The sequence below is a fragment of the Amycolatopsis sp. cmx-4-54 genome (assembly GCF_046548895.1).
Lineage (GTDB): Bacteria > Actinomycetota > Actinomycetes > Mycobacteriales > Pseudonocardiaceae > Amycolatopsis.
This window is the reverse complement of record NZ_JAEBEJ010000014.1, coordinates 209,515-233,773: the sequence shown is the minus strand read 5'-3', so window position 1 is coordinate 233,773 and position 24,259 is coordinate 209,515. Positions and strand designations below refer to the sequence as shown.

Annotated in this window: 21 protein-coding genes and 1 pseudogene; 9 read left to right on the top strand and 13 right to left on the bottom strand. The window is 71.1% G+C overall.

The features are described from left to right. Nucleotides 1-98: 98 nt before the first annotated feature. On the bottom strand, nucleotides 99-404 hold the full coding sequence (locus ACLJQ7_RS36310; protein WP_410652684.1) for an AzlD domain-containing protein: 306 nt from the start codon (nucleotides 402-404) through the stop codon (nucleotides 99-101). Beyond that, nucleotides 401-1,078: an AzlC family ABC transporter permease gene (locus ACLJQ7_RS36305; RefSeq protein ID WP_410652683.1), complete on the bottom strand. Its 678-nt coding sequence runs from the start codon at nucleotides 1,076-1,078 to the stop codon at nucleotides 401-403. Before ACLJQ7_RS36305 ends, ACLJQ7_RS36310 begins: the two co-directional genes overlap by 4 nt. A gap of 47 nt (nucleotides 1,079-1,125) precedes the next feature. On the opposite strand from ACLJQ7_RS36305, the gene ACLJQ7_RS36300 reads away from it, so the two are divergent. From ACLJQ7_RS36300 to ACLJQ7_RS36280, 5 genes and pseudogenes are all read left to right on the top strand, one after another. Continuing rightward, entirely contained in the window at nucleotides 1,126-1,674 is a 549-nt protein-coding gene (locus ACLJQ7_RS36300) for a CGNR zinc finger domain-containing protein (protein ID WP_410652682.1), read from the top strand. A 122-nt stretch (nucleotides 1,675-1,796) separates the two neighbouring features. Beyond that, nucleotides 1,797-2,888, top strand: coding sequence for a polyprenyl synthetase family protein (locus tag ACLJQ7_RS36295; RefSeq protein ID WP_410652681.1), 1,092 nt, complete (start codon nucleotides 1,797-1,799; stop codon nucleotides 2,886-2,888). Next, nucleotides 2,888-4,363 carry a phytoene desaturase family protein gene (gene crtI / locus ACLJQ7_RS36290; protein WP_410652680.1) on the top strand — a complete coding sequence of 492 codons (1,476 nt, stop codon included), beginning with the start codon at nucleotides 2,888-2,890 and terminating at the stop codon, nucleotides 4,361-4,363. The genes ACLJQ7_RS36295 and crtI overlap by 1 nt, the downstream gene beginning before the upstream one ends. Beyond that, nucleotides 4,360-5,287 (top strand): annotated as a pseudogene (locus ACLJQ7_RS36285) (phytoene/squalene synthase family protein). Before crtI ends, ACLJQ7_RS36285 begins: the two are co-directional and overlap by 4 nt. Then, nucleotides 5,284-6,072: an LLM class F420-dependent oxidoreductase gene (locus ACLJQ7_RS36280; RefSeq protein WP_410652679.1), complete on the top strand. Its 789-nt coding sequence runs from the start codon at nucleotides 5,284-5,286 to the stop codon at nucleotides 6,070-6,072. Before ACLJQ7_RS36285 ends, ACLJQ7_RS36280 begins: the two are co-directional and overlap by 4 nt. A 177-nt stretch (nucleotides 6,073-6,249) precedes the next feature. Here the strand turns inward: ACLJQ7_RS36280 and ACLJQ7_RS36275 are convergent, their stop codons facing one another. After that, the gene (locus tag ACLJQ7_RS36275; RefSeq protein ID WP_410652678.1) at nucleotides 6,250-6,801 is read right to left on the bottom strand and encodes a CGNR zinc finger domain-containing protein; all 552 of its coding nucleotides are present in this window, start codon (nucleotides 6,799-6,801) and stop codon (nucleotides 6,250-6,252) included. Between the two features lie 22 nt (nucleotides 6,802-6,823). On the opposite strand from ACLJQ7_RS36275, the gene ACLJQ7_RS36270 reads away from it, so the two are divergent. Then, nucleotides 6,824-7,990 (top strand): MFS transporter, encoded by a 1,167-nt coding sequence (locus tag ACLJQ7_RS36270; protein WP_410652677.1) that lies wholly within the window; start codon nucleotides 6,824-6,826, stop codon nucleotides 7,988-7,990. Here ACLJQ7_RS36270 and ACLJQ7_RS36265 read toward each other — a convergent pair. Then, nucleotides 7,959-8,327 (bottom strand): Rv2175c family DNA-binding protein, encoded by a 369-nt coding sequence (locus tag ACLJQ7_RS36265; RefSeq protein ID WP_410652676.1) that lies wholly within the window; start codon nucleotides 8,325-8,327, stop codon nucleotides 7,959-7,961. The genes ACLJQ7_RS36270 and ACLJQ7_RS36265 overlap by 32 nt on opposite strands. A gap of 183 nt (nucleotides 8,328-8,510) precedes the next feature. On the opposite strand from ACLJQ7_RS36265, the gene ACLJQ7_RS36260 reads away from it, so the two are divergent. Together ACLJQ7_RS36260 and ACLJQ7_RS36255 are read left to right on the top strand one after the other, a co-directional pair. Then, a complete protein-coding gene (locus ACLJQ7_RS36260; RefSeq protein ID WP_410652675.1) occupies nucleotides 8,511-10,565 on the top strand; it encodes a PASTA domain-containing protein in 2,055 nt (684 codons plus the stop codon). A 130-nt stretch (nucleotides 10,566-10,695) separates the two neighbouring features. Then, nucleotides 10,696-11,481 carry a hypothetical protein gene (locus ACLJQ7_RS36255; protein WP_410652674.1) on the top strand — a complete coding sequence of 262 codons (786 nt, stop codon included), beginning with the start codon at nucleotides 10,696-10,698 and terminating at the stop codon, nucleotides 11,479-11,481. A 117-nt stretch (nucleotides 11,482-11,598) separates the two neighbouring features. Here ACLJQ7_RS36255 and ACLJQ7_RS36250 read toward each other — a convergent pair whose 3' ends face one another. Further along, complete coding sequence (locus ACLJQ7_RS36250; RefSeq protein WP_410652673.1) at nucleotides 11,599-12,432, bottom strand: NAD(P)H-binding protein; 834 nt, start codon at nucleotides 12,430-12,432, stop codon at nucleotides 11,599-11,601. A gap of 96 nt (nucleotides 12,433-12,528) precedes the next feature. On the opposite strand from ACLJQ7_RS36250, the gene ACLJQ7_RS36245 reads away from it, so the two are divergent. Beyond that, nucleotides 12,529-13,278, top strand: coding sequence for a TetR/AcrR family transcriptional regulator (locus ACLJQ7_RS36245; RefSeq protein ID WP_410652672.1), 750 nt, complete (start codon nucleotides 12,529-12,531; stop codon nucleotides 13,276-13,278). Between the two features lie 71 nt (nucleotides 13,279-13,349). Here the strand turns inward: ACLJQ7_RS36245 and ACLJQ7_RS36240 are convergent, their stop codons facing one another. The 8 genes from ACLJQ7_RS36240 to ACLJQ7_RS36205 form a co-directional block, all read right to left on the bottom strand. Continuing rightward, entirely contained in the window at nucleotides 13,350-14,168 is an 819-nt protein-coding gene (locus ACLJQ7_RS36240) for a cell division protein FtsQ/DivIB (RefSeq protein ID WP_410652671.1), read from the bottom strand. A 178-nt stretch (nucleotides 14,169-14,346) separates the two neighbouring features. After that, complete coding sequence (gene murC / locus ACLJQ7_RS36235; RefSeq protein ID WP_410652670.1) at nucleotides 14,347-15,756, bottom strand: UDP-N-acetylmuramate--L-alanine ligase; 1,410 nt, start codon at nucleotides 15,754-15,756, stop codon at nucleotides 14,347-14,349. Continuing rightward, nucleotides 15,749-16,876, bottom strand: coding sequence for an undecaprenyldiphospho-muramoylpentapeptide beta-N-acetylglucosaminyltransferase (murG, locus tag ACLJQ7_RS36230; RefSeq protein WP_410652669.1), 1,128 nt, complete (start codon nucleotides 16,874-16,876; stop codon nucleotides 15,749-15,751). The genes murC and murG overlap by 8 nt, the downstream gene beginning before the upstream one ends. Next, nucleotides 16,873-18,351: a putative lipid II flippase FtsW gene (gene ftsW / locus ACLJQ7_RS36225; protein ID WP_410652668.1), complete on the bottom strand. Its 1,479-nt coding sequence runs from the start codon at nucleotides 18,349-18,351 to the stop codon at nucleotides 16,873-16,875. The genes murG and ftsW overlap by 4 nt, the downstream gene beginning before the upstream one ends. Continuing rightward, nucleotides 18,338-19,741, bottom strand: coding sequence for a UDP-N-acetylmuramoyl-L-alanine--D-glutamate ligase (gene murD / locus ACLJQ7_RS36220; RefSeq protein WP_410652667.1), 1,404 nt, complete (start codon nucleotides 19,739-19,741; stop codon nucleotides 18,338-18,340). Before murD ends, ftsW begins: the two co-directional genes overlap by 14 nt. A gap of 3 nt (nucleotides 19,742-19,744) precedes the next feature. Next, nucleotides 19,745-20,830 (bottom strand): phospho-N-acetylmuramoyl-pentapeptide-transferase, encoded by a 1,086-nt coding sequence (gene mraY, locus ACLJQ7_RS36215; protein ID WP_276368875.1) that lies wholly within the window; start codon nucleotides 20,828-20,830, stop codon nucleotides 19,745-19,747. After that, complete coding sequence (locus ACLJQ7_RS36210) at nucleotides 20,827-22,338, bottom strand: UDP-N-acetylmuramoyl-tripeptide--D-alanyl-D-alanine ligase (RefSeq protein ID WP_410652666.1); 1,512 nt, start codon at nucleotides 22,336-22,338, stop codon at nucleotides 20,827-20,829. The genes mraY and ACLJQ7_RS36210 overlap by 4 nt, the downstream gene beginning before the upstream one ends. After that, a complete protein-coding gene (locus ACLJQ7_RS36205; protein ID WP_410652692.1) occupies nucleotides 22,335-23,840 on the bottom strand; it encodes a UDP-N-acetylmuramoyl-L-alanyl-D-glutamate--2,6-diaminopimelate ligase in 1,506 nt (501 codons plus the stop codon). Before ACLJQ7_RS36205 ends, ACLJQ7_RS36210 begins: the two co-directional genes overlap by 4 nt. Nucleotides 23,841-24,259: the final 419 nt, after the last annotated feature.

The window sequence follows — 24,259 nt, the reverse complement described above, 5'->3', positions numbered from 1 at the left end:
GTGTTGCGAAAGCCACTTTCGCAACGTTGAAGGTTGTGAAAGTGGCTTTCGCAACACGACCGCGGAGCCTCGCGAGCAGGCCACCGCGAGCCGATTCCTCAGACGAGGAACCGCAACAAAGCCGTGACGATGACCCCGCAGAGGATCGCGGCGAGCACCGGCACGCGCAGCGCGTAGGTCACCGCGATCGCGGCAAGGCCGGCGCAGAGCGTCCAGTCGAGCCCGGACCAGGCCGGACCGGCCACGTCCGTGAGCACGAGGCCGGCCAGCAACGCGGGCGCGAGCAACGCGATCACACCCGCGAGCCGCGGCGGCAGCGTCCGGTCGCCGAGCAGGACCGGGCCCGCCGCCTTGAACCCGATGCTGACCAGCGCGACGAGGACGATGGCGAGCCAGAGCGTCATCGCCGCACCCCCAGTCCGACCAGCGCGGCGGCGGAGGCGCCGATCAGCGCGAGCCCGACCGGGACGAACAGCACCAGGATCCCCGCCAGGCACGCGGCGAGGGCCGCGGTCAGGACCGCCTGGCGCGAGCGGCGCAGTTCGTCGATGAGCAGGACCAGGAAGAAGCCCGGGAACACGACGTCGAGCCCGAACCGCGCGACGACGTCCGGTGGCGGCGCGGCCAGGACGCCCAGCACCGTCCCCAGTACCCATGCGGGCATCTGGACGAGCGTGCAGCCGATGAGCTTTTCGCGGTCGAAGCGCCCTTCGCCGAGGTGGGCGGCCACCCAGGAACCGTCGACGACGGCCTGCCCTTCCCACGCGCGCCGCAGCCGCCCGCCGCGCAGGTCCGAGGCGACGGCGGCGCCCATCGGCAGGAACCGGGCGTTGATCAGGGCCGCGGCGCCCACCGCGACGGCGAGGTTGCCGCCGCCCGCGAGCGCGGTGGCCATCGCGAACTGGGCCGAGCCGGAGAACACGAGGACCGACGCGACGATCGGGGCGGCGACCCCCCAGCCCAGCGTCTGGCTGTACGCGCCGAAGGTGATACCGAGGACGAAGGTCGCGACACCCAGCCCGAGCCCGACACGGGCGCCGGCCAGGTAGTTCCGCCGGCGCGTCGATATCTCCGTCATAGCCCGACCCTAACAAGCTAAACTGAGTTTGACCATTAGGAGAAGTGATGGACCGCCACTGGGACGGGTACGACAGCATCGGCGGAAGCGTCCCGTTGGACCTGGTCAACACCGTTTCGTGGCGGCGCGATCCGGCCCGGCGGGAAGACCGGCTTTCCAGTCCGGAACGGCTGTCCGAGTGGGTCGTCCTGGTCGGCGCGGGCACTGCGCGGCTGGAGGTCTCGGAGACCGTCCTGGAGGCGGTGAAGTCCTTCCGCGAGACGCTCTACCGCGTCCTCGTCTCGACGCCGCCGGACCCCACCCCGCTGCGGAAGACGCTGATCGAGGCCTACCGGCACGCCTCGCTCCCGCCGTCCTTGCCGCTGAGGTGGGTGGTGCCGCTGGAGGACGGCGGCGCGCTGCCGCACTTCCTCGCGCTGGCGGCCGAGGACCTGCTCCGGACGGGCGATCTGGAGCGGATCCGGGAATGCGAAGGGCCAGGCTGCGGCTGGGTCTTCACCGACCACACGCGCAACCGGTCGCGGCGCTGGTGCAGCTCGTCGGACTGCGGGAACCGGGCGCGGGCGAAGCGGCACTACGCCAAGACCCGCGTTTAGTCCTCTGAATGCGGTCCTGGCGCGGGCAACTACCGCATTCAGAGGACGAAATGCGGCGAGTTCCGCCACATTCCACGGCACCCGACTGGGTCACGGGGACGTGCTTCCCGGAGGATGTGCTCATGGACACGTCCGCCTACGACGCCGATCTGCCCGCCCACGTCGAGCGGGCGCTGGCCGGGTTCCTCGAGCGTGCCGGTGCCGAGATCCGCCGCACCGAACCGGTCGTCGGCGTCGGGATCGACGCGCTGGCCGGGTTCGTCCTGGGCGGCGGCAAACGCCTGCGCCCGACGTTCGCCTGGTGGGGCTGGCGCGGTGCGGGCGGCGATCCGGCGGGGCCGGACGTCGAAGGCGTGCTGCAGGCGGTGGCGAGCCTGGAGCTGATCCAGGCGTGCGCGCTGATCCACGACGACCTCATCGACTCCTCCGATTCGCGCCGCGGTTCCCCGACGGTGCACATCGCGGGCGCCAAACTGCACGCCGACAGCGGCTGGCTCGGCTCGCCGAGCACGTTCGGGCTCGCGACCGCCGTCCTGGTCGGCGACCTCGCGCTGGCCTGGGCCGACGACATGTTCGGCGAGGCCCCGCTCCCGCCCGCGGCCCTCGCGGCGGCGCGCCCGGCGTGGCGCGCGATGCGCACCGAGGTACTCGCCGGCCAGTACCTCGACGTCCGCACCCAGGCCACCGGTGACGCCTCCCCCGAGGCGGCGCTGCACATCTGCAAGCTCAAGACGGCCGCGTACACCGTCCAGCGGCCCTTGCACCTCGGTGCCGCGCTGGGTGGCGCCGACGACGCCCTGATCGCGACGCTGCGCGAGTTCGGCGACGAGGTCGGCGTGGCGTTCCAGCTGCGGGACGACCTGCTCGGGGTGTTCGGCGACCCGTCGGTCACCGGCAAGCCCGCGGGCGACGACCTGCGCGAGGGGAAGCGGACGCTGCTGGTCGCGCTCGGTCTCCAGCGGGCGGCCGAGCAGGGCAAGGACGCGGCGGCGAAGGTCATCTCCGACGCCATCGGCGACGCTCACCTGTCCGAAGACGCCGTCGAAACCGTCCGCGAGGCGTTGCAGGACGTCGGCGCCGTCGACGCGGTGGAACGCCGCATCGACGAGCTCACCGAGTCCGCGATGGCGGCGCTGGACCGCGCCCACCTGGCCGAACCCGCTCCCGCCGCGCTGACCGGGCTGGTCGTCAAGGCGACCCAGCGGACGTACTGATGCGCACCGTCACCGGTCCGAGTGACCACGTGGTGGTGATCGGTGGCGGGCTCGCCGGGCTGTCGGCGACGCTGCACCTGCTCGGCGCCGGCCGCCGGGTGACCCTGCTGGAGCAGGACAAAAGTCCGGGAGGCCGGGCCGGTCAGGCGGATTTCGGCGGCAACACCGTCGACACCGGTGCCAGCGTGCTGACCATGCCGGAACTGCTCGACGAGGCCTTTTCCGCGGTCGGCGAATCCCTGGCGGACAACCTCACGCTGACCCGGCTCGACCCGGCCTACCGCGCGCGGTTCTCCGACGGCAGCACGATCGCCGTGCACACCGAGGCGGCGGCGATGGAAGCCGAGATCCGCGCGGCCGCGGGCCCGGCCGAGGCCGACGGCTACCGCAGGCTCCGCCGCTGGCTCACCGAGCTGTACGCGGTCCAAAAGGACCACTTCATCGGCGCGAACTTCGACTCCCCGCTCGATCTCGTCCGCCCGGAACTGGCGAAATTGGCCGCGCTGGGCGGTTTCGGCCGTCTCGGCCCGAAGATCGGCCGGTTCCTGAGCGACGACCGGGTGCGCCGCCTGTTCTCCTTCCAGTCGCTCTACGCGGGACTCGATCCGGCGCGCGCGATCGGCGCGTACGGCGTCATCTCCTACATGGACACCGTCGGCGGGGTCTACTACCCGTCGGGCGGGATGGGCGAGATCGCGCGAGCCATGGCGAACGCGGCCGAACGCGCCGGCGCGGAACTGCGCTTCGGCACCGAAGCCGCTTGGCTGGAAAGGGTTTCCTCGCGGGTGCGCGCGGTTCGGACCCGTACGGGTGAGCGTATCCCTTGCGACACCGTGGTTCTGGCGACCGAACTCGGCACCGCGTACCGGCTGCTCGGCGCCCGCCCCCGGCGGCCGCTGCCGCTGCGGTACTCGCCGTCGGCCGTCGTCCTGCACGGGCACGCGCCGGAATCCTGGCCGGATCTGGGCCATCACACCATCTTCTTCGGCCACGCCTGGGAGAAGACGTTCTCGGAGATCATCCGCGAGGGCAAGCTGATGAGCGACCCGTCGCTGCTGGTGACCCGGCCGACCGCGACCGAACCGGGCCTCTCCCCCGGTGGCGGCCAGGTGATATCGGTGCTGGCCCCGGCGCCGAATCTGCGCCGCGGCAAGATCGACTGGCGCCGGGTCGGGCCCGCCTATCGCGCGGAACTGGTGCGCACACTGGAAGAGCGCGGACTCACCGGGTTCGCGGACGGCTTCTCCGTCGACGAGACGATCACCCCGCAAGGCTGGGCGGAGCGCGGGCTCACCGCGGGCACGCCGTTCTCCCTCGCGCACACCTTCGCCCAGACCGGCCCGTTCCGGCCGGGGAATCTCCTGCGAGCGGCGGAAAACGTCGTACTGGCGGGCTGCGGGACCACCCCGGGCGTCGGCATCCCGCCGGTGGTGATCTCCGGCAGGCTCGCGGCGGGAAGGGTCACCGGCCGATGAACGAACTCGACGCCGCCGGGATCACCGAGCCGTCGTTGCGGGCCGCGTACACCGAATGCCGCCGCATCAACGCGCACTACGGCCGCACGTTCTTCCTCGCGACCCGGCTGCTGCCGGCCCACGCGTCCGTTCGCGCACGCGCTGTACGGCTTCGCGCGGATGGCGGACGAAGTGGTCGACAATCCCGCGCCCGGCACCGATCCCGCTGCCGCGCTGGACGAGGTCGCCGTCATGGTCGCGCGGGTCTTCGACGGCGGCACGCCCGCCGATCCGGTGCTGACCGCGCTCGCCGACACCGTGCGGCGTCACAGCCTGGACCGCGAACTGTTCGACGCGTTCCTGCGGTCCATGACGATGGACCTCAAGATCACCGAGTACGCGACGTACGCCGATCTCCGGGAGTACGTCCACGGTTCGGCCGAGGTGATCGGCCTGCAGATGCTGCCCGTCTTCGGCACCGTCGTCCCGGTCGCCGAAGCCGTGCCGGGCGCCGCCGCGCTGGGTGAGGCGTTCCAGCTGACCAACTTCCTGCGCGATGTCGGCGAGGACCTCGATCGGGGGAGGCTGTATCTGCCGACGGAGGAGCTGGCCGCGTTCGGCGTCGACCGCGAACTGCTCGAATGGTCCCGTGCCCGCGGGCTGCCCGACCGGCGGGTGCGGCGCGCGCTCGCCGTCGCGGTGGCGCGCAACCGGGCGGTCTACCGCCGCGCCGAAGCGGGCATTCCGTTGCTGCGCGAGGAATCCCGCGACTGCGTGCGGACCGCGCTCGTGCTCTACGAAGGCATCCTGGACGAAATCGAGGCCCTGGGTTACGACGTGCTGAACACCCGCGCGGTCGTCCCGCGCCGTCGCCGGCTGGGAGTCGCGCTGCCGAGGATGCTGGCGAGCGCGTGGAGCAACTCCAGGCTTAGGCTGCGAACATGACCACTGCTGCGAACAGGAAGATCAGGATCGGTGTCCAGCTGCAGCCGCAGCACGCCGAATACAAGGCCATCCGCCGGGCGGCTTCGGAGGCCGAAGACCTCGGCGTGGACATCGTCTTCAACTGGGACCATTTCTACCCGCTCTACGGTGAGCCCGAGGGCCTGCACTACGAGTGCTGGACCATGCTGGGTGCCTGGGCGGAGTCCACGTCGCGGGTCGAGATCGGCGCGCTGGTGACGTGCAACAGCTACCGCAACCCCGAGCTGCTGGCCGACATGGCCCGCACCGTCGACAACATCTCCGACGGACGGCTCATCCTCGGCATCGGCTCCGGCTGGTTCGAGAAGGACTACGACGAGTACGGCTACGAGTTCGGCACCGCGGGCGGGCGGCTCGACAACCTCGCCGAGGCGCTCCCCCGGATCGAGAGCAGGCTGGGCAAGCTGAACCCGCAGCCGGTCCGCGACATCCCGGTGCTGATCGGTGGCGGCGGCGAGAAGAAGACCCTGCGCCTGGTCGCGAAGCACGCCGACATCTGGCACGGTTTCGGCGACCCGGAGGTCGTGGAGCGCAAGGTCAAGATCCTCGACCAGCACTGCGCCGACGTCGGCCGCGACCCGAAGGAGATCGAGCGTTCGGTCGCCGTCGAGGGCGAGCCCGAGGAGCTGGGCCCGAAGCTGCTCGAGCTGGGCGTCTCGCTGTTCACCGTGGCGACCGGCGGGCCGGACTACAACCTCGACAAGCTGCGGTCCTGGATCGCTTGGCGGGACAAGCAGGAGTCCTGACCCGCTTTGCGCCTCGTGAGCGGTCAGGCTCGGCCGCGGTCGAGCCAGGCTCCGGTCCGTGAAGGCCCCCTTCCTTGCGCCTAGATACAGGAAGGGGGCCTTCACGGACCGCGGAGCGAGCAGGGACGGCGGTGGGCGCCTCGTGAGTGGTAGGACGGACTTGCCGTGCCGGCCCACTCACGAGCGTTGTCGCCGGTGAGCGGCGACTCGCTCCCGGGTGGCGCACCGCGTCGAGCAGTACCGCCGCGGGCTCCCCCCGCCCAGGTGCGCGAACGGTTTCCCGCAGCCCGAAGCCGCACAAAGCCCACCTGGCGGCGCCTGACGGTCCGCCATCAACACCGCCAGCGCCAGCGCGGACGACGTCACCAGCCACGCACCCCACGGCCCGTCGTCGTCGGCGTCCACGTGAAGGTGCCAGCCGAACCCGTCGGCGTGCTCGGTCAGCCGCGGCGGATGCGCGTAACGAGCCAGCAGCCGGTTGAGCACCCCTGCCGCCTCCCCGGCATCCCGCGCCGCGAACACTTCCCGCAGTTCGGCGGCCGCCTCACGCAAGGACGCCACATCCGCGGGCGCCAGCTCGACCGAGGTTTCGCCGTGCGCTTCCAGCACCGCACGAACCGACGCGACCGAGGGTTCCGGCGCGAGCAGGACCCCCAGCAGATCCACCGCCCGCTGAGCCGCCGCCCGCGCCGAACGGCCCGGCAGGAAATCCCGCTGCGCTGAAGTCATATCCCACTGTAACGTCTCGCTCATGAGAGACCGTTACAGACTCGCCGTCTATCTGACCGGCGCGACGGTCGCCAGGACGGGTGACGAGTTGTCCGGCCCGGCGTTGCTGCTGCTCGGCCTGAGCGTCGACGGCTCGGCCGCCACCGGGTCCGCGCTGCTCGCGGGCTTGACGATCTCCGCGGCAGCGGGCGGGCCGCTGCTCGGGGCCCTGCTCGACCGCAGCCCCCGGCCGGGGCGGCTCCTGGCGTGGGCCCTGCTCGCGTACGCGGGCGGGCTCGGCGCGGTGCTCGCGCTGGTCGAACTCCCCGCGGCGATCGCCGTGGCCGTCGCGGCCGGGCTGCTCAATCCCGCCTTGGCGGGCGGGTGGACGGCGCAACTGCCGAATGTCCGCGGCACGACACCGCTGGCGAGGGCGAGCACGTTGGACGCGATGACGTTCACCGCCGCGAGCCTCGCCGGGCCGGGACTCGCCGGTCTCGTGGCCGCGTACGCCGGCGCCCCGGCCGCGGTGGCTGTCGCGATCACCCTGGTCGCCGCGGCCTTCCCCGCCGCATGGTCACTTCCGGTCGCCGAAGCGCAGCCCACGGGACCGATCCGCCGTCAACTCGCCGACGGATTCGCGGTCCTCTTCCGCAAGCGCGCCCTGCTGCGGGCCACCGCGACGTCCACGGTGTCCTTCGCCGGCATCGGGATCGCCATCGTCTGCTATCCGTTGCTCGGCGCCCAACGCCTCGGGAACGCCGGTTTCGGCGCGCTGCTGCTCACCGTGCTGGCCGCCGCGTCGCTGGTCGCGAACGCCGTGCTGGCCCGCAGGCCGCCGCCACCGGACCGGACGGTGCTCGCCAGCACCGTCCTGCTGGGCGCGAGCTTCCTGCTCGCGGCGTCAGCGCACGACGTGGTGACCCTGCTGGCCGCCGCGGTGCTCGCCGGACTCGCCGAAGGGCCGCAGCTCTCGGCGCTTTTCGCCATCCGGCATCGCGAAGCGCCCGCGCGAGTGCGGGCTCAGGTATTCACGACGGCCGCGAGTGTGAAGATCACCGGACTCGCGGCGGGTGCCGCGCTCGCGGGACCGCTGAGCGCACTCTCCGTAACCGCCGCGCTGGGCGCCGCGGCGGGCTGCCAGCTTCTCGCGGCCGCGACGTATGTGCTGGTCGGAGCTAGAACGCCATCGCCTGCGCGCGCCGCTTGACCTCGGTGCCGTGGCTGGTGCGGAGCGCGTTGACCGGGGTGGCCCCCGGCAGGGTCTCGTCCGCGGCGAAAAGCCAGCGCAACATCTCCGTCCGGCTGAAACCGGCGTCCGCGAGCACCGTGATGGTGCCCGCCAGGCCCTTGACCACGCCGTCCTTGACCAGGAACGCGGCCGGGACGTACAGCTCACCCTTGCGCCGGACGGCGATCAGGTGGCCGTCGCGCAACATCTGGCGGACCTTGTTGGCCGAGATGTTCAGCGCGGTCGCGACCTCCGGCACCGGGAGAACGGCCACATCTGCATCGAGAACGTCGTCGGAGACGGGAATACCACTCACAGGTGACACTGTGCCACATTCCGTCTCCCGCTCCATTGGTACGCATGGGTGACGACCCGGACCATGACGGAGAGTGCCCACCTGGTCGTATACCGCCGATTCGACGAAATGGCGGGAATCGTGATCCCCGGGGAGCCAGGTCCCGTACACCAGAACATGGGTACTTCCGTACGATCCATAGCCGTGACACGCACGGATCCCACTCTGGTGGGCACTCTGCTCGAGGGCCGCTACCGGGTGGACAAGCTGCTCGCACGCGGTGGGATGTCGTCGGTGTACCGCGGCGTCGACACCCGCCTGGACCGCCAGGTCGCCATCAAGATCATGGACCCGCGGTTCGCCGACGACAGGTCGTTCGTCGAGCGTTTCGAGCGGGAGGCCAGGTCGGCGGCCCGGCTGCACCATCCCCACGTGGTGGCGGTGCACGACCAGGGTTTCGACACCCCCGGCGGCGAGGAGTCCGGCCGCGCGTTCCTGGTCATGGAACTCGTCGACGGCGGGACCCTGCGTGAACTGCTCGCCGAACGCGGTCCACTGGACATCGCGCTCGCGCTGAGCATCACCGAACCGGTCCTCTCCGCGCTGGCCGCGGCGCACGCCGCCGGTCTGGTGCACCGTGACGTCAAACCGGAGAACGTGCTCATCGGCCGTGGCGGCACGGCACTCTCGGGTGGCGTGGTCAAGGTGGGCGATTTCGGCCTGGTCCGCGCGGTCGCGAGCGCGGGCACCACGAGTTCGAGCGTCATCCTCGGCACCGTCGCCTACGTCTCCCCCGAGCAGGTCGCGACCGGCGCGACCACCTCGCGCGGCGACGTCTACTCGGCCGGGATCCTGCTGTACGAAATGCTCACCGGACGCCCGCCGTACACCGGCGACACCGCGCTCTCGGTGGCGTACCGGCACGTCAACGACGACGTCCCGCGCCCGAGCGAGCTACGGCCGGGTATCCCGCCGCAGCTGGACGAGCTGATCCTGCGCGCCACGCGCCGCGACCCCGAGCAGCGACCGGCCGACGCCGCGGCGTTCCTCGCCGAGCTGAACCATCTGCGCGTCGTCCTGGGTGTCCCGGCCGTCCCGGTGCCCGTGCCGCTGCCCGCGGACGCCGACCGGGAGACCGACGCCGAACGCACCACCCCCGGCATCCCCGCCGTCCCGGCGGTGAACGCGGCCTTGGCGACGACGGTGCTGTCCCCGGTCGCCGAGGCGACCATGCCGGTCACCGGCCCGCGCGGAACGCAGGCACTGCACCGTGAGCCGCCGATCCACGCCGCCCAGCCGCCCCGCACGCCTCCCCCGCGGCCCCAACCGGCCGCCGGAGACGAGCAGCCGGGGTCGCGCAAACGCCTCTACGTCATGATCGCGGCCGCGGTGCTGGTTCTCGGCGGCCTGATCGGCGCGTTCGCCTTCATCCTCAGCGACACCGGGCCGAGTTCGTCGTCGGTGCCGAAGCTGGCGGGGATGAACCAGGCCGCCGCCGGGGACGCGCTTCGCTCGGCGAAGCTGACCCCGGCCTACACCGAGGAGTACAGCGACACCGCCGCCCAGCACACGGTGATCCGGTCCGACCCCAAGGAGGGCACGTCGCTCGCGCCGGGCGCCACGGTCAACGTCGTGCTGTCGAAGGGCCGCCCGATCGTGCCGGACATCCAGGCCGGGACGAGCCCGCAGGACGCGGAGACGGCGATCAAGGCCGCGCAGCTGACCCCGGTCCAGGGCGAACAGGAGTACAGCGACGTCGCCAAGAACAAGGTGATCCGCGTCGTCCCCGGCCCCGGTTCGCAGCTGAACATCGGCGGACAGGTCACGATCATCGTGTCGAAGGGCCCCGAGCCGCTCCCGCCGGTCCCGGACGTCACCGGGCAGAGCAAGGACGCCGCGTTCCAGATCCTGCAGCAGGCGGGTTTCCAGCCGTTCCAGGCGGGCGAGGAGTTCTCCGACCAGTTCGCCGCCGGTCAGGTCGTCCGCACCGACCCGAAGGGCGGCGGCAAGGCGAGCAACCGCCGCATCGGCGTGTTCGTTTCGAACGCCGTCGAAGTACCGAACGTGACGTTCAAGCGGATGGAGGAGGCGTTCCAGATCCTGCGGCAGGCGGGGCTGGAGCCCGACCGTCAGGGTCGCGGAAACGGCAACGGCAACGGCGGCGGAAACGGTGGTTTCGACTTCGTCCTGGAGCAGGATCCGCAGCCGGGCACCAAGGTGCCGAAGGGCACGAAAGTGAAGCTCAAGGGCTTCGGGTGACGCGAAAGCTGCGGTGAAACCGTTCAGTACCGGCGTGGTCATCGGATACCGTGAAGCGCATGGTGGTCGTTGACGGCGTGAGCGACAGGTCGGACAGGTTCACCCCGCGTTCTGCCGCGCCCGGTCCACGATGAGCTTCTTCACGGACGCTCCGCGCAGCCGCCCCCTGTTCCCGGTGCCGGAACAGGAACTGTTCGGCTACAACGGCCGCCCCTGGGTGGAGCCGCCGCACGAGTACATCGTCCCCGCGATCCTGCCCTGGTCGATGCCGCTGGGCCGCGCCGAGCGGACCATCGTGGCGCTGCGCGGTATCGAGGTGTGGCCGGAGTCGGTGTCCTTCCAGCTGTCGGTGTACTCGCGGGATCTGCTGCTGGACGAACCCGGCGAAGGCCTGATCGACCATCGCCGGGTCCCGGACTACAACGCGCTGCTGGTCGGAGTGCTCTTCCCCGACGGCAGGCGCGCCAGTTCGGAGACCATCAACGTGCCGTCGGCCACCAAACCGGATCAGCCGGTGCTGCGCGCGCAGGGGCTGGGCGGTTCGGCGTTCCACGTCGACCACGAGATCTTCCTGTGGCCGCTGCCGCCCGACGGACCGCTGGAGTTCGTTGTCCAATGGCTCGACCGCGACATCGAGGAGACCCGCACCGCGCTCGACGGCACCGCGATCCGCGACGCCGCCAAGGAGGCGGGCGAGATCTGGCCCGGCCTGCCCGCGCGGGAGGCGCACGGGCTGCCGGTCCGCCGGGTCGGGGCGCAGGCGATGATCACGCCGGCCTGGCCCCGCGAGTCGCAGGCCCCGCCGCCCTTGCCGCAGCCGTCCTCGCCTCGGCCGGCTTCGCCACCCGCCGAGGCTCCCGCCCAGCAGCGGCGCGGTGCACCGCTGCCGACCCGCCTCCCCCGCCGGGCTCGCTGAGGGACCCGTACCCGTATCTCGCGTGATCCTGGCCGTATCTCGCGTGATTAAAGCCGTAACTCAAGAGTTCCGCCTTCAATCACGCGAGTTACGGCTTCAATCACGAGAGTTACGGGTTCAGCGGAACGCTTCGACGTTCGCCACCGCCCACTCCGCGTAGGTGACGCCGGGCCGTCCGGTGAGTTCCTGGACGACGCCCGTCGGCTTGTCGGGGTTTTCGGTGAAGTACGCGAAGCCGTCGAGGAGCCATTCGGCGATCTCCGACGGGATCCCGGCGGCGGCCCACTGCTTGTTCGCCTCTTCCCGGGTCAGCTCTTGGAAGACCACCTCTTCCCCCAGCGCGGCCGAGATGGCGGCGACCTGTTCGCGCTGGCTGATCGCCGTCGGTCCGCTCAGTGTGTGCTTCTTGCCGACGTGCCCGTCGGTCAGGATGACGTGCGCCGCGACGGCCGCGATGTCCCCGAGGTCGATCGGCGTCATCCGCGACTCGGGGTAGGCCTCGCGGACCACGCGCTCGGCCTTGATCGTCTCGGCCCAGCCGAGGGTGTTGTTCATGAACGCGCCCGGCCGCAGGAACGTCCAGTCGAAGTCCGCCTCCCGGACGGCCTTCTCGATGATCGCGTAGTCCACGCCGCTCGAGTTCTCCTCCGGGTCGTCGGCGTTGCTGCCCGACAACGCCACCACCCGGCGCACTCCGGCCTCCTTCGCCAGCTTCACGAAGTCGTCCACCTTGGCCGCGAGCGGCGCCAGGTACACGGTCTCGATACCTTTCAGGGCTTCCGGCAGGGTCTCCGGCTTGCCCAGGTATCCCTTGGCGACCTCCACCTGCCCGGGCAACGCCGCCTTCGCCGGGTTGACGGTCAGCGCCCGCACCGGCGCTCCGGCCTCCACCAGCTCGTCGACGAGCAGCCTGCCGACGCTTCCGGTCGCACCGGTCACCAGGATCGTCACGATTCCCCACTCCTTTTCGTACGTCCTACGGGATAAACTTAACCGTACCTCATACGAGAATGTAGAATCCAGCTTCACGGCCGAGTGGGAGTGCGGATGGACTTCGAGCGCAGCCTCGAACTGTTGTGGCGTGATCGCGGCGAAGCCCGGCAGCCGACCAGGGGGCGGAAGCCGAAACTGACCCTCGACCAGGTGATCGCCACCGCCGTCGCGCTCGCCGACGGCGCGGGCGAGGCGACCGTGTCGATGAGTCAGATCGCCAAGGAACTCGGCGCCGGCACGATGACGCTCTACACCTACGTCCCCGGCAAGACCGAACTGCTCGACCTCATGGTGGACTCGGTGCTCGCCGAACGGGATCTCCCCGGCCCCGGCGATCCGCGGCCGGATGGCTGGCGCGAGCAGGTGCGCCTCTACGCCGAGCGCACCCTGGCCGTGTTCCGCGCGCATCCGTGGCTGCGCTCGACGTCGATGGTGCGGCCGGTGCTCGGCCCCGGGCTGATGGCGGGCCAGGAGTACCTGATCGCGGCGGTGTCGGACATCGGGCTGGAGCCGCGCAAGGCGGCCGCGGCCGCGAACAGCATCGAGATCTACGTGCAGGCGAACGCGACGCTGTTCGCCGAGACCGCTCAGGTCGAGCAGGAGACCGGGCAGTCGACCGACGCGTGGTGGGGGCAGCGGTCGGTGTTCTGGGAGAAGTACTTCGACGTGGACCGCCATCCGGCGATGACGCGGATCTGGGAAAGCGGCGGTTACGACGCGGAGACCTGCGAGGCCGCCGACGAGACCTTCGCTTTCGGCCTGGAACGCCTGCTGGACGGCATCGAAGCCCTCGTCACCCGCTGACCCTCCCGCGTTTCGTCCTCTGAACGCGGTGGTTCGTATCGCCGACTACCGCATTCAGAGGACGAAACGCGTCAGGAGACGGTCGGTAGATCGGGGGCCGAGACGTCGAAGACCTTGCCCTCGCGCGTGAGCAGCGCGGCAAGGACCTTCGCCTTGCGTTCGGTGTCGGCCGAGGTCCCCCACCGCACGGTCTTCCCGTCGGCCAGCGCGAACTCGACACTTCCGGGGGTCTTCGCCGTCGCGGTGGTGACCTGCTTGAGCAGCTGCTGCGGGATCACGCCGAGGACGCCGGTCACCGCGCGGGTCACCGGGTCGTCGGCCGACACCGACGGCAGCTTCAGCTCGGGCAGCCCGGCGGGCCGCTCCTTGACGGTCTTGAACACCACTCCCCCGCCGTCGACGAGGTGCACGCCGTCGCCGCCGGGCCCGCTGTCGAAGAACGCGATCGCGGTGCGTTCGGTCACGGTGATCTCGAGGGTGCTCGGCCAGGACCGCGAGACGTCGACGGTCGCGATACCGGGCATCTGCGCCACCCGGTCGCGGATGTCGTCGGTGTCCACGCGCAGCATCGGTTTCTGGTCCGGCACCGCCGCCACGCCGCGGATCTGGTCCGCGGGCACGGAACTCGACCCGACGACGTCCACTTGCCGCACGCCCAGCATCGAGCTGAACCACAGCAGGTAGACCAGCGCGACCGCGGTCAGCACCGACAGCAGCGCGACCCAGCGCCGCCGCATCTCCTTGCGCCGGACGGGCCGGGCGGTGCGGCGGCGGTCGTACACCGACCGCCTGCCGCGCCGGTCCTTCGAACGCTGAGTCCGTTGAGCGCGTTCGGTGCGCGGACGCCGACCGGGTTCGGCCGGGCGGCGGCGTTCCCCGGTCTGCGTCATGGCTGGAAAGGGCCTTCCGAACTGAAGTTGGCAGGTCGCGTGAGGGTACGCGCGCGCGTTTCTTTTCGGCCGTAGGTCTCGGATTCGCGAAGGCGGGCCGCCGGAATGGCCGGGTGCGTGAACAGCCCCTGCCGCGGCCCGGCTGCGAGAATCCGAAAGCGCGCTTCGAGAGACACTGCTAGCCCGCCCGCCGGTCCAGTTCGGCCAGGATCTCCGGGCCGAGCTGCGTGACGTCGCCGGCGCCCATGGTCACCAGCAGGTCGCCGGGTTCGACCAGATCCGCCGCGAGCTTCGCGGCGACGTCGAACGCGGGCTGGTAGTGCACGGGGACACCGGAGATCTGGTCGGCGATGAGCGCGCCGCTCACCCCGGGCTCCGGCTTCTCGCGCGCCCCGAAGACGTCCAGCACGACGACCTCGTCGGCCAGCGACAGCGCGGCCGCGAACTCCTTCGAGAACGTCTTCGTGCGCGAGTACAGATGCGGCTGGAAGACCACGATGACCCGGCCCGAGCCCGCGGCCGTCCGCACGGCGCGCAGCTGCGCGTCGACCTCGGTCGGGTGGTGCGCGTAGTCGTCGTACACGCGGACGTCGCCCGAGCGGCCCTTGAACTCGAACCGCCGCCGGACGCCGCCGAACGCGGCGAGCCCTTCGGCCAGTCCTTCGACCGGTGCGCCGAGCTCGATCCCGGCCAGCAACGCGGCGATCGCGTTCAGCGCCATGTGCTCTCCCGGTACCGCGACCCTCAGGGCGATTTCCTTGCCCTGCAACGAAATCCGGACGACACCGCCGTCGGGGGCGGGCGCGTAGTCGAGCACCTTGGCGTCGTCGGCGCCGGTGACCGAACGCCCGTAGCGACGAACGCGAATGCCCTGCTCCGCGGCTCGCGCACCCAGCTTCTCGGCGCCCTCGTCGTCACCACAGACGATGAGCAGCCCGCCCGGCACGATCCGGCCGAGGAAGTCGGCGAACACCGAGACGTACGCCTCGGCCGTGCCGTGGTGGTCCAGGTGGTCCGGCTCGACGTTGGTCACCACGGCGACCGACGGCGAGTAGGCCAGGAACGACCCGTCGCTCTCGTCGGCCTCGGCGACGAAGACACCGCCCTCGCCGTGGTGCGCGTTGGCGCCCGACTCGTTGAGGTCGCCGCCGATGGCGAACGACGGGTCGAGACGGCACTGCTGCAGCGCGACGGTCAGCATCGACGTCGTGGACGTCTTGCCGTGCGTCCCGGCGATGCAGGCGACGCGGTGCCCCTCCATCAACCCGGCCAGCGCCTCGGCGCGGTGCAGCACGGTGATCCCGCGTTCCCGCGCGGCCACCAGTTCCGGGTTGTCGTCCGTGATCGCGGTCGACACGATCACCGAGGACGGGCCTTCGGGGAACGCGTCGAGGTTCTCGGCGCGCTGGCCGACGGCGATCTCGGCGCCCTGGGCACGCAGCGAGAGGAACGCGCGCGACTCCTTGGCGTCGGATCCGGAGACCTGGGCGCCACGGGCCAGCAGGATCCGCGCGATGCCGCTCATCCCGGCGCCGCCGATCCCGACCAGATGGGCACGCCTGAGCGTGTCGGGGAGATTGTCAGGCACCTGCGGCCTCCAGGACGATCTTGGCAAGGGTCTCGTCGGCCTCTCGGTGGCCGAGGCCGACCGCGGCGGCACTCATCTTCGCGACCCTGTCGGCGTCGGACACCAGGGGGATCACCAGCTCCGCGACCTTGGCGGGGGTGAGGTCGGCGTCGTCGACCATCAGCCCGGCACCGGCCTCGACCGCGGGCCGGGCGTTGACCGCCTGTTCGCCGTTGCCGTAGGGCAGCGGGACGAACACCGCGGGCAGGCCGACGGCGGAGACCTCGGCGACGGTCATCGCACCGGAGCGGCACAGCACCGCGTCGGCGGCGGCGTAGGCCAGGTCCATGCGCTCCAGGTACGGCACCGGGACGTACGCGGGCCGTCCGGGGAACTCCTGGACGACCAGCGTGTTCTTCGGACCGTGGGCGTGCAGGACGCCCACTCCGGCGTCCGCGAACTCCTTGGCGGCGCCCGAAACGGCGCCGTTGATCGACACCGCGCCCTGCGAGCCGCCGAACACCAGCAGCGTCGGGGCGTCGGGGTCGAGCCCGAAGTGCTCGCGGGCTTCGGCGCGCAGCGCGGCCCTGTCGAGCGAAGTGATGGAGCGGCGCAGCGGGATGCCGATGACCTCGGCCTTCGCCAGCGGCGTCCCCGGGACCGCGACGGCGACGCGGACGGCGAACCGCGCGCCGACCTTGTTCGCCAGGCCCGGCTTCTCGTTGGCCTCGTGCACCACGATCGGCGTGCGGCCGCGCGCGGCGAGATACGCCGGAAGCGCGACATACCCGCCGAAGCCGACGACGACATCCGCGCCGACCCGGTCCAGGACCTCACGGGTCCGCTTGACCGCGTCGCGGACCTTCAGCGGCATCTTCAGCAGTTCGGTTGTCGGTTTGCGCGGCATCGGCACCGGCGGGATCAGCTCCAGCGGGTAACCCCGCGCCGGGACGAGCTTGTTCTCCAGCCCGCGCTCGGTCCCGAGCGCGATCACCTTCGCGTCGGGACGCAGGCGCATCACCGCGTCGGCGAGGGCGAGTGCCGGTTCGATATGCCCTGCGGTACCACCGCCGGCGACCACGACCACCGGTGCCTTGCCGGCGACCTCGCCTGCGGCGCCACCTCTGACGGGGTTGTTCACCTATGACCTCTCCGGTTTGCGGTACCTCGTTTCGCGGTACCGCGGTTCGCCGCCGTTCGCGCGGCCGTCCTCCTGCCGGGTTCCCGTACCGACCGGCGCCGCTCCTGTGCGGGCGAAGGCCTCGCCGTCCTCGGCGCGGGCCTCGCCGCCTTGGCGGCGCCTCCCCTGGCCGCGGTGCCCTTGCGCTTGGCGGGCGGGCGGTACGGCTCGGGCGCGGGGAGCCTCAGCAGGCGTCCGAATTTACCCGGCCCCTGCGAACGCAGTGCGGCCACCGCCTCCGGTTCGTGCCGGGCGGCGTTGGCGAGGATCCCCATGATGAGCATGGTGATCACCAGCGACGTGCCGCCGTAGGAGATCAACGGCAGCGTGACCCCGGTGACCGGCAGCAGGCCGACCACGTAACCGATGTTGATCCCGGCCTGCGCGACCAGGAAGACGGTCAGCGTGCCGGACACGATGCGGATCCACGGGTCGAGGTTGCGGGTGGCGATCCGCAGGCCCACGACGGCGACCCCGGCGAACAGCCCGAGCACCACCGAGCAGCCGATGAAGCCGAGTTCCTCGCCGATCAGGGCGAAGATGAAGTCGTTCTGCACGTTGGGCAGGTAGCCCCAGTTGGACTGGCCCTGGCCGAGCCCCTTGCCGAGGAACCCGCCGTCGGCGAGCGCGAGTTTCGCCTGGTTGGCCTGGAAACCGTCCGCGCTGGTGTCCGGGTCGCCGGAGACGAACGACATGACCCGCGCCAGCCGGTACGGGGCGATGATCGCCAGCACCAGGATCCCGGCCAGGCCACCCGCGAGGATGACCCCGAACAGTCGTTTCGGCGCGCCCGCGAACCACAGCAGCGCCATCAGCACGACCGCGAGGGTGATCGTGCCGCCGAGGTCGGGCTGCATCATGACCAGCGCGAACATCAGCAACGCGATCGGCACGACCGGGACGAGCAGATGCCGCCACTGGTTGATGATGTTGTACTTGATCACCAGGATGTGCGCGCCCCAGAAGGCCAGCGCGACCTTCGCCGCCTCGACCGGCTGGAAGGCGAACCCGCCGAGCCGGAACCAGCCCTGCGAACCGTTGACCTCGGAGCCGAGCGGCGTCAGCACCAGCACGAGCAGCCCGAGGCACACCACTGTCGCCGTCGCCGACAACCGCCGGACGCGTTCCAGCGGCACCCGCAGCCCGATCCAGAACACCACGGCGCCGATCGCGACGAACATGAGGTGCTTGCTGAACTGGGCGTACACGCCGGTGCCGGTCTTGGGGTTGTACGAAGCGACCGACGACGCCGACAGCACCATCACGATGCCGATCACGGTCAGCACGCCGGTGAGCGCCAGCACCAGGTGGAACGAGGCGAGCGGCCGCGAAAGCCAGGCCGTCAGCGCGGTCCGGAAGGCGACGAACGGGCTTTCCTTGCGTTCACGGCGTTTGCGTGGTGCTGTTTCGCGCTTTCGCTCCTCAACCGCCGTCACTGGTCTCCCCCGCACCGTCGCGCAGGACACGGACCGCGCTCGCGAACGCGTCGCCGCGCGCGCCATAGCTCGAGTACATGTCCAACGACGCCGCGGCGGGGGCCAGCAGCACCACATCTCCAGGGCGCGCCAGCGCTCGGGCCGCCTTCACCGCCGCAGTCATGGTGTCATCGTCACCCGAAGGGAGGCTGTTCACCGGGACATCCGGCGCGTGTCGCGCGACGGCGGCGGCGATCACGGGTGAATCGACACCGAACAGCACGACGCCGCGCAGCCGCCCGGCGATCGAGCCGACGAGTTCGTCCACAGAAGCGCCCTTGAGCTGGCCACCGGCGATCCAGACGACGTTCAGATGGGCGCGCAGCGAACCGCTCGCCGCGTGCGGGTTGGTCGCCTTGGAGTCGTTGATGTACCGGACGCCATCGATCTCGCCGATCTCCTCGGCCCGGTGCGGGGCGGGCCGATACTCGCGCAGGCCCTTGGCGACGTCCTCACCGGTGACGCCGTATGCCCTGGCCAGCGCGGCCGCGGCGAGCGCGTTCGAGACGTTGTGCGGGCCGGCGGGACGCACGTCGGCCAGGGTGCCGAGTTCGTCGGCGCTGGTCGCCGGGTGGGCCACGAAGGCGCGGTCGACCAGCAGGTCTTCCACGATCCCAAGTTCGCCGGGGCGCGGAGTGTCCATGCCGAAGGCGACGCGGCGGGCGTCCGCGGGCGCGTGTTCGTCGGCGAGCCGGGCGGACCACGGCTCGTGGAGGTTGTGCACCACGTTCCGGGAGTGGGTGTGGACCCGCCCCTTCGCGGCCGCGTACTCCTCCATCGAGCCGTGCCAGTCGAGGTGGTCCTCGGCCAGGTTCAGCACCACCGAGGCGAGCGGCGCCAGCGTCGACGACCAGTGCAGCTGGAAGCTCGACAGCTCCACGGCGAGCACCTCGTGCCCGGCCCGGACCGCGTCGAGCACCGCGAAACCGACGTTCCCGCAGGCCACGGCGTCGACCCCGGCGGTGCGCAGGATCGACTCCAGCATCCCGACCGTGGTGGTCTTGCCGTTGGTTCCGGTGATCGCGAGCCACACCGGCGGTTTGTCGCGCAGCTGCCCGACGCGCCAGGCCAGCTCGACGTCGCCGATCACCTCGATGCCCGCCTCGGCCGCCGCCACCAGCAAGGGCGACGTCGGCTTCCAGCCGGGGCTGGTCACGACCAGCTCGACACCTTCGGGCGGCACCACGAGACCGGGTACCAGTTCGGCGCCGAGGCCTTCGAGTTCCGTCAGCCGCTCCGCGTTGCCGTCGGTGACGGTGATCCGTGCGCCCAGGTCCGCCAGGACGGGGACGATGGACTTGCCGGTGACCCCGGCTCCGGCGACGAGGACGTGACGCCCGGCGAGCTCCACCCGCTACCCCCCGAGACCGAGCTGTTCGCTGTAGAACAGGCCGAGACCGAACATGCAGCAGACGGCCGACAACAGCCAGAACCGGATGATGACGGTGGTTTCGGCCCAGCCCGCGAGTTCGAAGTGGTGATGGAACGGGGCCATCCGGAACAGCCGCCGCCGGGTCGTGCGGAACACCGCGATCTGCGCGACCACCGAGATCATCTCGACCATGAACAGACCGCCGATGACGATGGCGAGGAGTTCGGTGCGGGTGGTCATCGACAGACCGGCGACGAGGCCACCGAGGGCCAGCGAACCGGTGTCCCCCATGAAGATCTTCGCCGGTGCCGCGTTCCACCACAGGAATCCGACGCAGGCGCCGGTCGCCGCGGCGGCCACCACGGCCAGGTCCAGCGGGTCACGGACGTCGTAACAGGCGGCCTGCGGGGTGACCGCGCACGAGAGACGGGTCTGCCAGAAGGCGATGACGACGTAGGTCGCCAGCACCATCGCCGCGGTGCCGCCGGCGAGACCGTCGAGGCCGTCGGTGAAGTTGACCGCGTTCGACCAGCCCGAGATGACGATGTAGCAGAAGATCACGAAGAACACCGACGGGAAGGTGATCAGCGCGAGATCCCGTACGTAGGACAGGCTTTCCGACGCCGGGGTGAGCCCCCGTTCGTCGGCGAACTGCAGGGCCATGATCGCGAAGACGATCGTGACCACCAGCTGGCCGACCAGTTTCGCGGTCTTGTTCAGCCCGAGGTTGCGCTGCTTGCGGATCTTGATGAAGTCGTCGAGGAACCCGACGAGCCCGAGGCCCACGGCCAGGAAGAGGACCAGCAGCCCGGAAGCGGACGGGCCGCCGGTGCCGTTGCCGCCGCTGAGCGAACTGATCAGATGAGCCACGAAATATCCGACGACCATCGCGACGATGATCGCGACACCACCCATCGTCGGGGTACCGCGTTTGGATTTGTGTCCCTGCGGTCCTTCCTCCCGGATCTCCTGGCCGAAGCCCTGCCGGGAGAACACCCGGATCAGATAGGGAGTGAGGAGGATGGAGACCAGCAGGCCCGCCGCGGCCGCGATCAGGATGCTGATCACGCGTCACCACCGTTCGAGCGTTCTTGAGAGGGGGAAGGGGCTACTACAGGGGAGGCGAGCACGGCGTCGGCCACCCGCCACAGCGCGGCGGCCTTGGAAGCCTTCACCAGCACCACGTCCCCCGCGCGGAGCTGATCATGCAGCAGGGCGATGGCGGCCTCGACGTCGGGTACCAGTACCGACTCCTCGCCCCAGGAACCCTCCTGCTGCGCGCCCTGATGGGTCGCCGCGGCCGCCTGGCCGATGACGACGAGCTTGTCGATGTTGAGCCGGACGACGAGCCTGCCGATGCCGTCGTGGGCCTCGACCGAGTTCTCGCCGAGGTCGCCCATCACGCCGAGCACGGCCCAGGAGCGGCGATTCGCGCTCATCGACGCGAGCGCCTTGAGAGCGGCCCGCATCGACTCGGGGCTGGCGTTGAACGAGTCGTTGAGGACCGTGACGCCGTCGGCCCGGGTGGTGACCTCCATCCGGCGCTCCGAGCGCCGTTCGAGGTTCGACAGACGGGCCGCGACCTCCTCGACCGTCGAACCCATTGCCAGTGCCACGGCGGCCGCGCTGAGCGCGTTCCCGACGTGGTGCTCGCCGTAGAGCGGCAGCTTCACCGGCGCCTCGCCGTCCGGGGTGACCAGCCGGAACGACGCGCGCGCTTCACCGTCGAGGGTGATGTCGGCCGCGCGGACCTGCGCGGACTCGCTCTCACCGACGAACACCACGCGCGCCTTCGTCCGGCTCGCCATCGCCGCGACGTACGGGTCGTCGAGGTTCAGGACCGCGATACCGCCGTCTTCCGCGCTCGGCAGCGCCTCGACGAGTTCGCCCTTGCCCTTGGCGATGCCCTCGCGGGAGCCGAACTCGCCGACGTGGGCGGTGCCGACGTTGAGCACGACGCCGATCCGCGGCGGCGCGATGGCCGCCAGTTCGGCGATGTGGCCGGGCCCGCGGGCGGAGAGTTCCAGCACGAGCTGCCGGGTCGTGTCGTCGGCCCGCAGCGCCGTCCAGGGGTGGCCGAGTTCGTTGTTGAACGATCCCGGCGGCGCCACCGTCGGGCCGAGCGGCTCCAGGAGCTGGGCGATGATGTCCTTTGTGGAGGTCTTGCCCGCCGAACCGGTGACCCCGACGACGGTCAGGTGGTCGCCGGCGAGCTTGCGGATCACGTGCCGGGCGAGTTTGGCGAGCGCGGCCAGCACCGCGGCCCCCGCCCCGTCCTTGTCCGAGACCAGCGCGAAGGCCCGCTCGTGGGCCACGCCGCCGTCCAGCGGCGGCACGATCACGGCCGGGGCGTCGACCTCACGGGCCGCGAGCACCGCGACGGCGCCCGACTCGACGGCCTGCGCGGCGAAGTCGTGGCCGTCGACCTTCGCCCCGGGCAGCGCGATGAACAGACCGCCGGGAGTGACCTCACGGGTGTCGAATTCGACGCTTCCGGTGACCTCGGCGGTCCCGTCGGTCCGATGCAGCCTGCCGCCGACGATGGCGGCGATCTCGGCCAGGCTGAGCACGATCACTCTGACTCCAGACGTCTGCGGATGGCGGAGGCCAGCTCTTCGGCGTCGGAGAACGGGTGCACGACACCCTGGACCTCCTGGCCGGTCTCGTGGCCCTTGCCCGCGATGAACACGATGTCGCCGGGCCGGGCCAGCTCGACCGCGTGGACGATGGCTTCCCGGCGGTCGGCGATCTCGACGATCTCGCCGCCCAGGGCCGGACCGGCGTTGCGGGCACCGGCCAGCATCGCCGCCCGGATCGCGGCCGGGTCCTCCGAACGCGGGTTGTCGTCGGTCACGATCAGGACCTCGCTGCGCCGGACCGCCGCCTCGCCCATCACCGGGCGCTTGGCGGTGTCGCGGTCCCCGCCACAGCCGAGGACGGTGATGATCCGGCCCTCGGTGCGGGCACGCAGCGCGTCGAGCCCCTGCGCGACCGCGGCGGGCTTGTGCGCGTAGTCGACGACGGCGGTGAACGGCTGGCCGAGGTAGACCCGCTCCATCCGGCCCGGCACCTCGACCGAGGCGAGCCCGGCGACGATGGCGTCGAGCGGGACACCGGCGGTGCTCAGGATCGCGGCCGCGAGCACGGCGTTCGCCACGTTGAACTCACCCGGCAGCGGGATCTTCGCCGAAGCCGCGAGGCCTTCGGGACCGTGGAGGGTGAAGGTCTGCTCCCCCGCCGGCGTGGGGGTCAGGTCGGTGGCGCGCCACAGCGCGTCCGTCCCCGGCTCGGTGGACACGGTCACCGTGTGCGGGGTGAGGAGTGCGTGGCCCCAGGCGCTGTCGACGACGATCACCTCGGCGGTGGACCGGCCGTCGAACAGCAGCGACTTGGCGGCGAAGTACTCCTCCATGTCCTTGTGGAAGTCCAGGTGGTCCTGGGAGAGATTGGTGAACGCGCCGACCGCGAAGCGCGTGCCGTTGACCCGGCCGAGCGACAGCGCGTGGCTGGAGACCTCCATCGGGACGTGCGTGACGCCGCGCTCCACCATCACCGCGAGGAGGGCCTGCAGATCAGGCGCCTCGGGGGTGGTGAAGCCGCTGGCCAGCCGCTCGCCCGCGATCCGGGTCTCGACCGTGCCGATCAGCCCGGTGGTGAGCCCGGCCGCCTTGAGCCCGGCGTCGACCAGGTACGACGTCGTGGTCTTGCCCGACGTCCCGGTGATGCCGAGGACGGACAGCTCCAGCGACGGCTCGCCGTAGATCCAGGCGGCGATCTCGCCGAGGGCGGCACGCGGGTCCGGGTGCACCAGGATCGGCACTCCGGCGTCACGGAGGACCGGGCGCTCGGCGCCGGCCTCGTCGGTGAGCACGGCGGCCGCACCGGCGGCGATGGCCTGGTCGCTGAAGTCCGCGCCGTGGGCGCGGGCGCCGGGAAGCGCGGCGAAGAGGTCACCGGGGAGGACGTGCTGCGCGCGCAGCGTGCTGCCCGTGACCGTCAGCTCGGCAGCGGCCGGGTAGTCGTCGCCGCCGACCACGAGCCGCGCGCCCGCCCTGGCGAGCAACGTGCCCAGCGGCATCGGCTCGATCCGGGCCGGGCGAGGAGGTGCGGCGACGGCCTTGACCGGGCTGTCCGGGACCTGGGCAGCCGACGCGTCGGACCCGCTTTCGACGGCGGGACCGCTGCGGGGATCTGAAGTAGGCACCGACACAGCCAAGGAGGTTACCGGCGCGGCATTCGGGTGACTGAAGCGGTGCGGTGTGTGCACGCGACGATCATGCCCGTGGTAATGGGTCTCGTGAGCTCTCCTTGGCACGCAAGGGCTTCCGACTGTCGCTTGAGGACTTCGGACGCGTTGGGCACCGGGTTCCCGCATGGTGCTCAGCGCGGAGACCCGTTCACACACAGCGACGATCACGATCGGCCGCGCCCGCCCCGGTCACGGACGTTGCGAAAGCCACTTTCGCAACGTTGAAGGTTGCGAAAGTGGCTTTCGCA

Excerpts from the sequence above, each read along its gene's own strand:
- ACLJQ7_RS36305 (WP_410652683.1), bottom strand. The coding sequence starts at position 1,078 with ATGACGGAGATATCGACGCGCCGGCGGAACTACCTGGCCGGCGCCCGT.
- ACLJQ7_RS36280 (WP_410652679.1), top strand. The coding sequence starts at position 5,284 with ATGACCACTGCTGCGAACAGGAAGATCAGGATCGGTGTCCAGCTGCAG.
- crtI (WP_410652680.1), top strand. The coding sequence starts at position 2,888 with ATGCGCACCGTCACCGGTCCGAGTGACCACGTGGTGGTGATCGGTGGC.
- ACLJQ7_RS36300 (WP_410652682.1), top strand. The coding sequence starts at position 1,126 with ATGGACCGCCACTGGGACGGGTACGACAGCATCGGCGGAAGCGTCCCG.
- ACLJQ7_RS36245 (WP_410652672.1), top strand. The coding sequence starts at position 12,529 with ATGGACTTCGAGCGCAGCCTCGAACTGTTGTGGCGTGATCGCGGCGAA.
- ACLJQ7_RS36255 (WP_410652674.1), top strand. The coding sequence starts at position 10,696 with ATGAGCTTCTTCACGGACGCTCCGCGCAGCCGCCCCCTGTTCCCGGTG.
- ACLJQ7_RS36295 (WP_410652681.1), top strand. The coding sequence starts at position 1,797 with ATGGACACGTCCGCCTACGACGCCGATCTGCCCGCCCACGTCGAGCGG.
- ACLJQ7_RS36205 (WP_410652692.1), bottom strand. The coding sequence starts at position 23,840 with ATGCCGCTGGGCACGTTGCTCGCCAGGGCGGGCGCGCGGCTCGTGGTC.
- ACLJQ7_RS36270 (WP_410652677.1), top strand. The coding sequence starts at position 6,824 with ATGAGAGACCGTTACAGACTCGCCGTCTATCTGACCGGCGCGACGGTC.
- ACLJQ7_RS36240 (WP_410652671.1), bottom strand. The coding sequence starts at position 14,168 with ATGACGCAGACCGGGGAACGCCGCCGCCCGGCCGAACCCGGTCGGCGT.
- ACLJQ7_RS36310 (WP_410652684.1), bottom strand. The coding sequence starts at position 404 with ATGACGCTCTGGCTCGCCATCGTCCTCGTCGCGCTGGTCAGCATCGGG.
- ACLJQ7_RS36275 (WP_410652678.1), bottom strand. The coding sequence starts at position 6,801 with ATGACTTCAGCGCAGCGGGATTTCCTGCCGGGCCGTTCGGCGCGGGCG.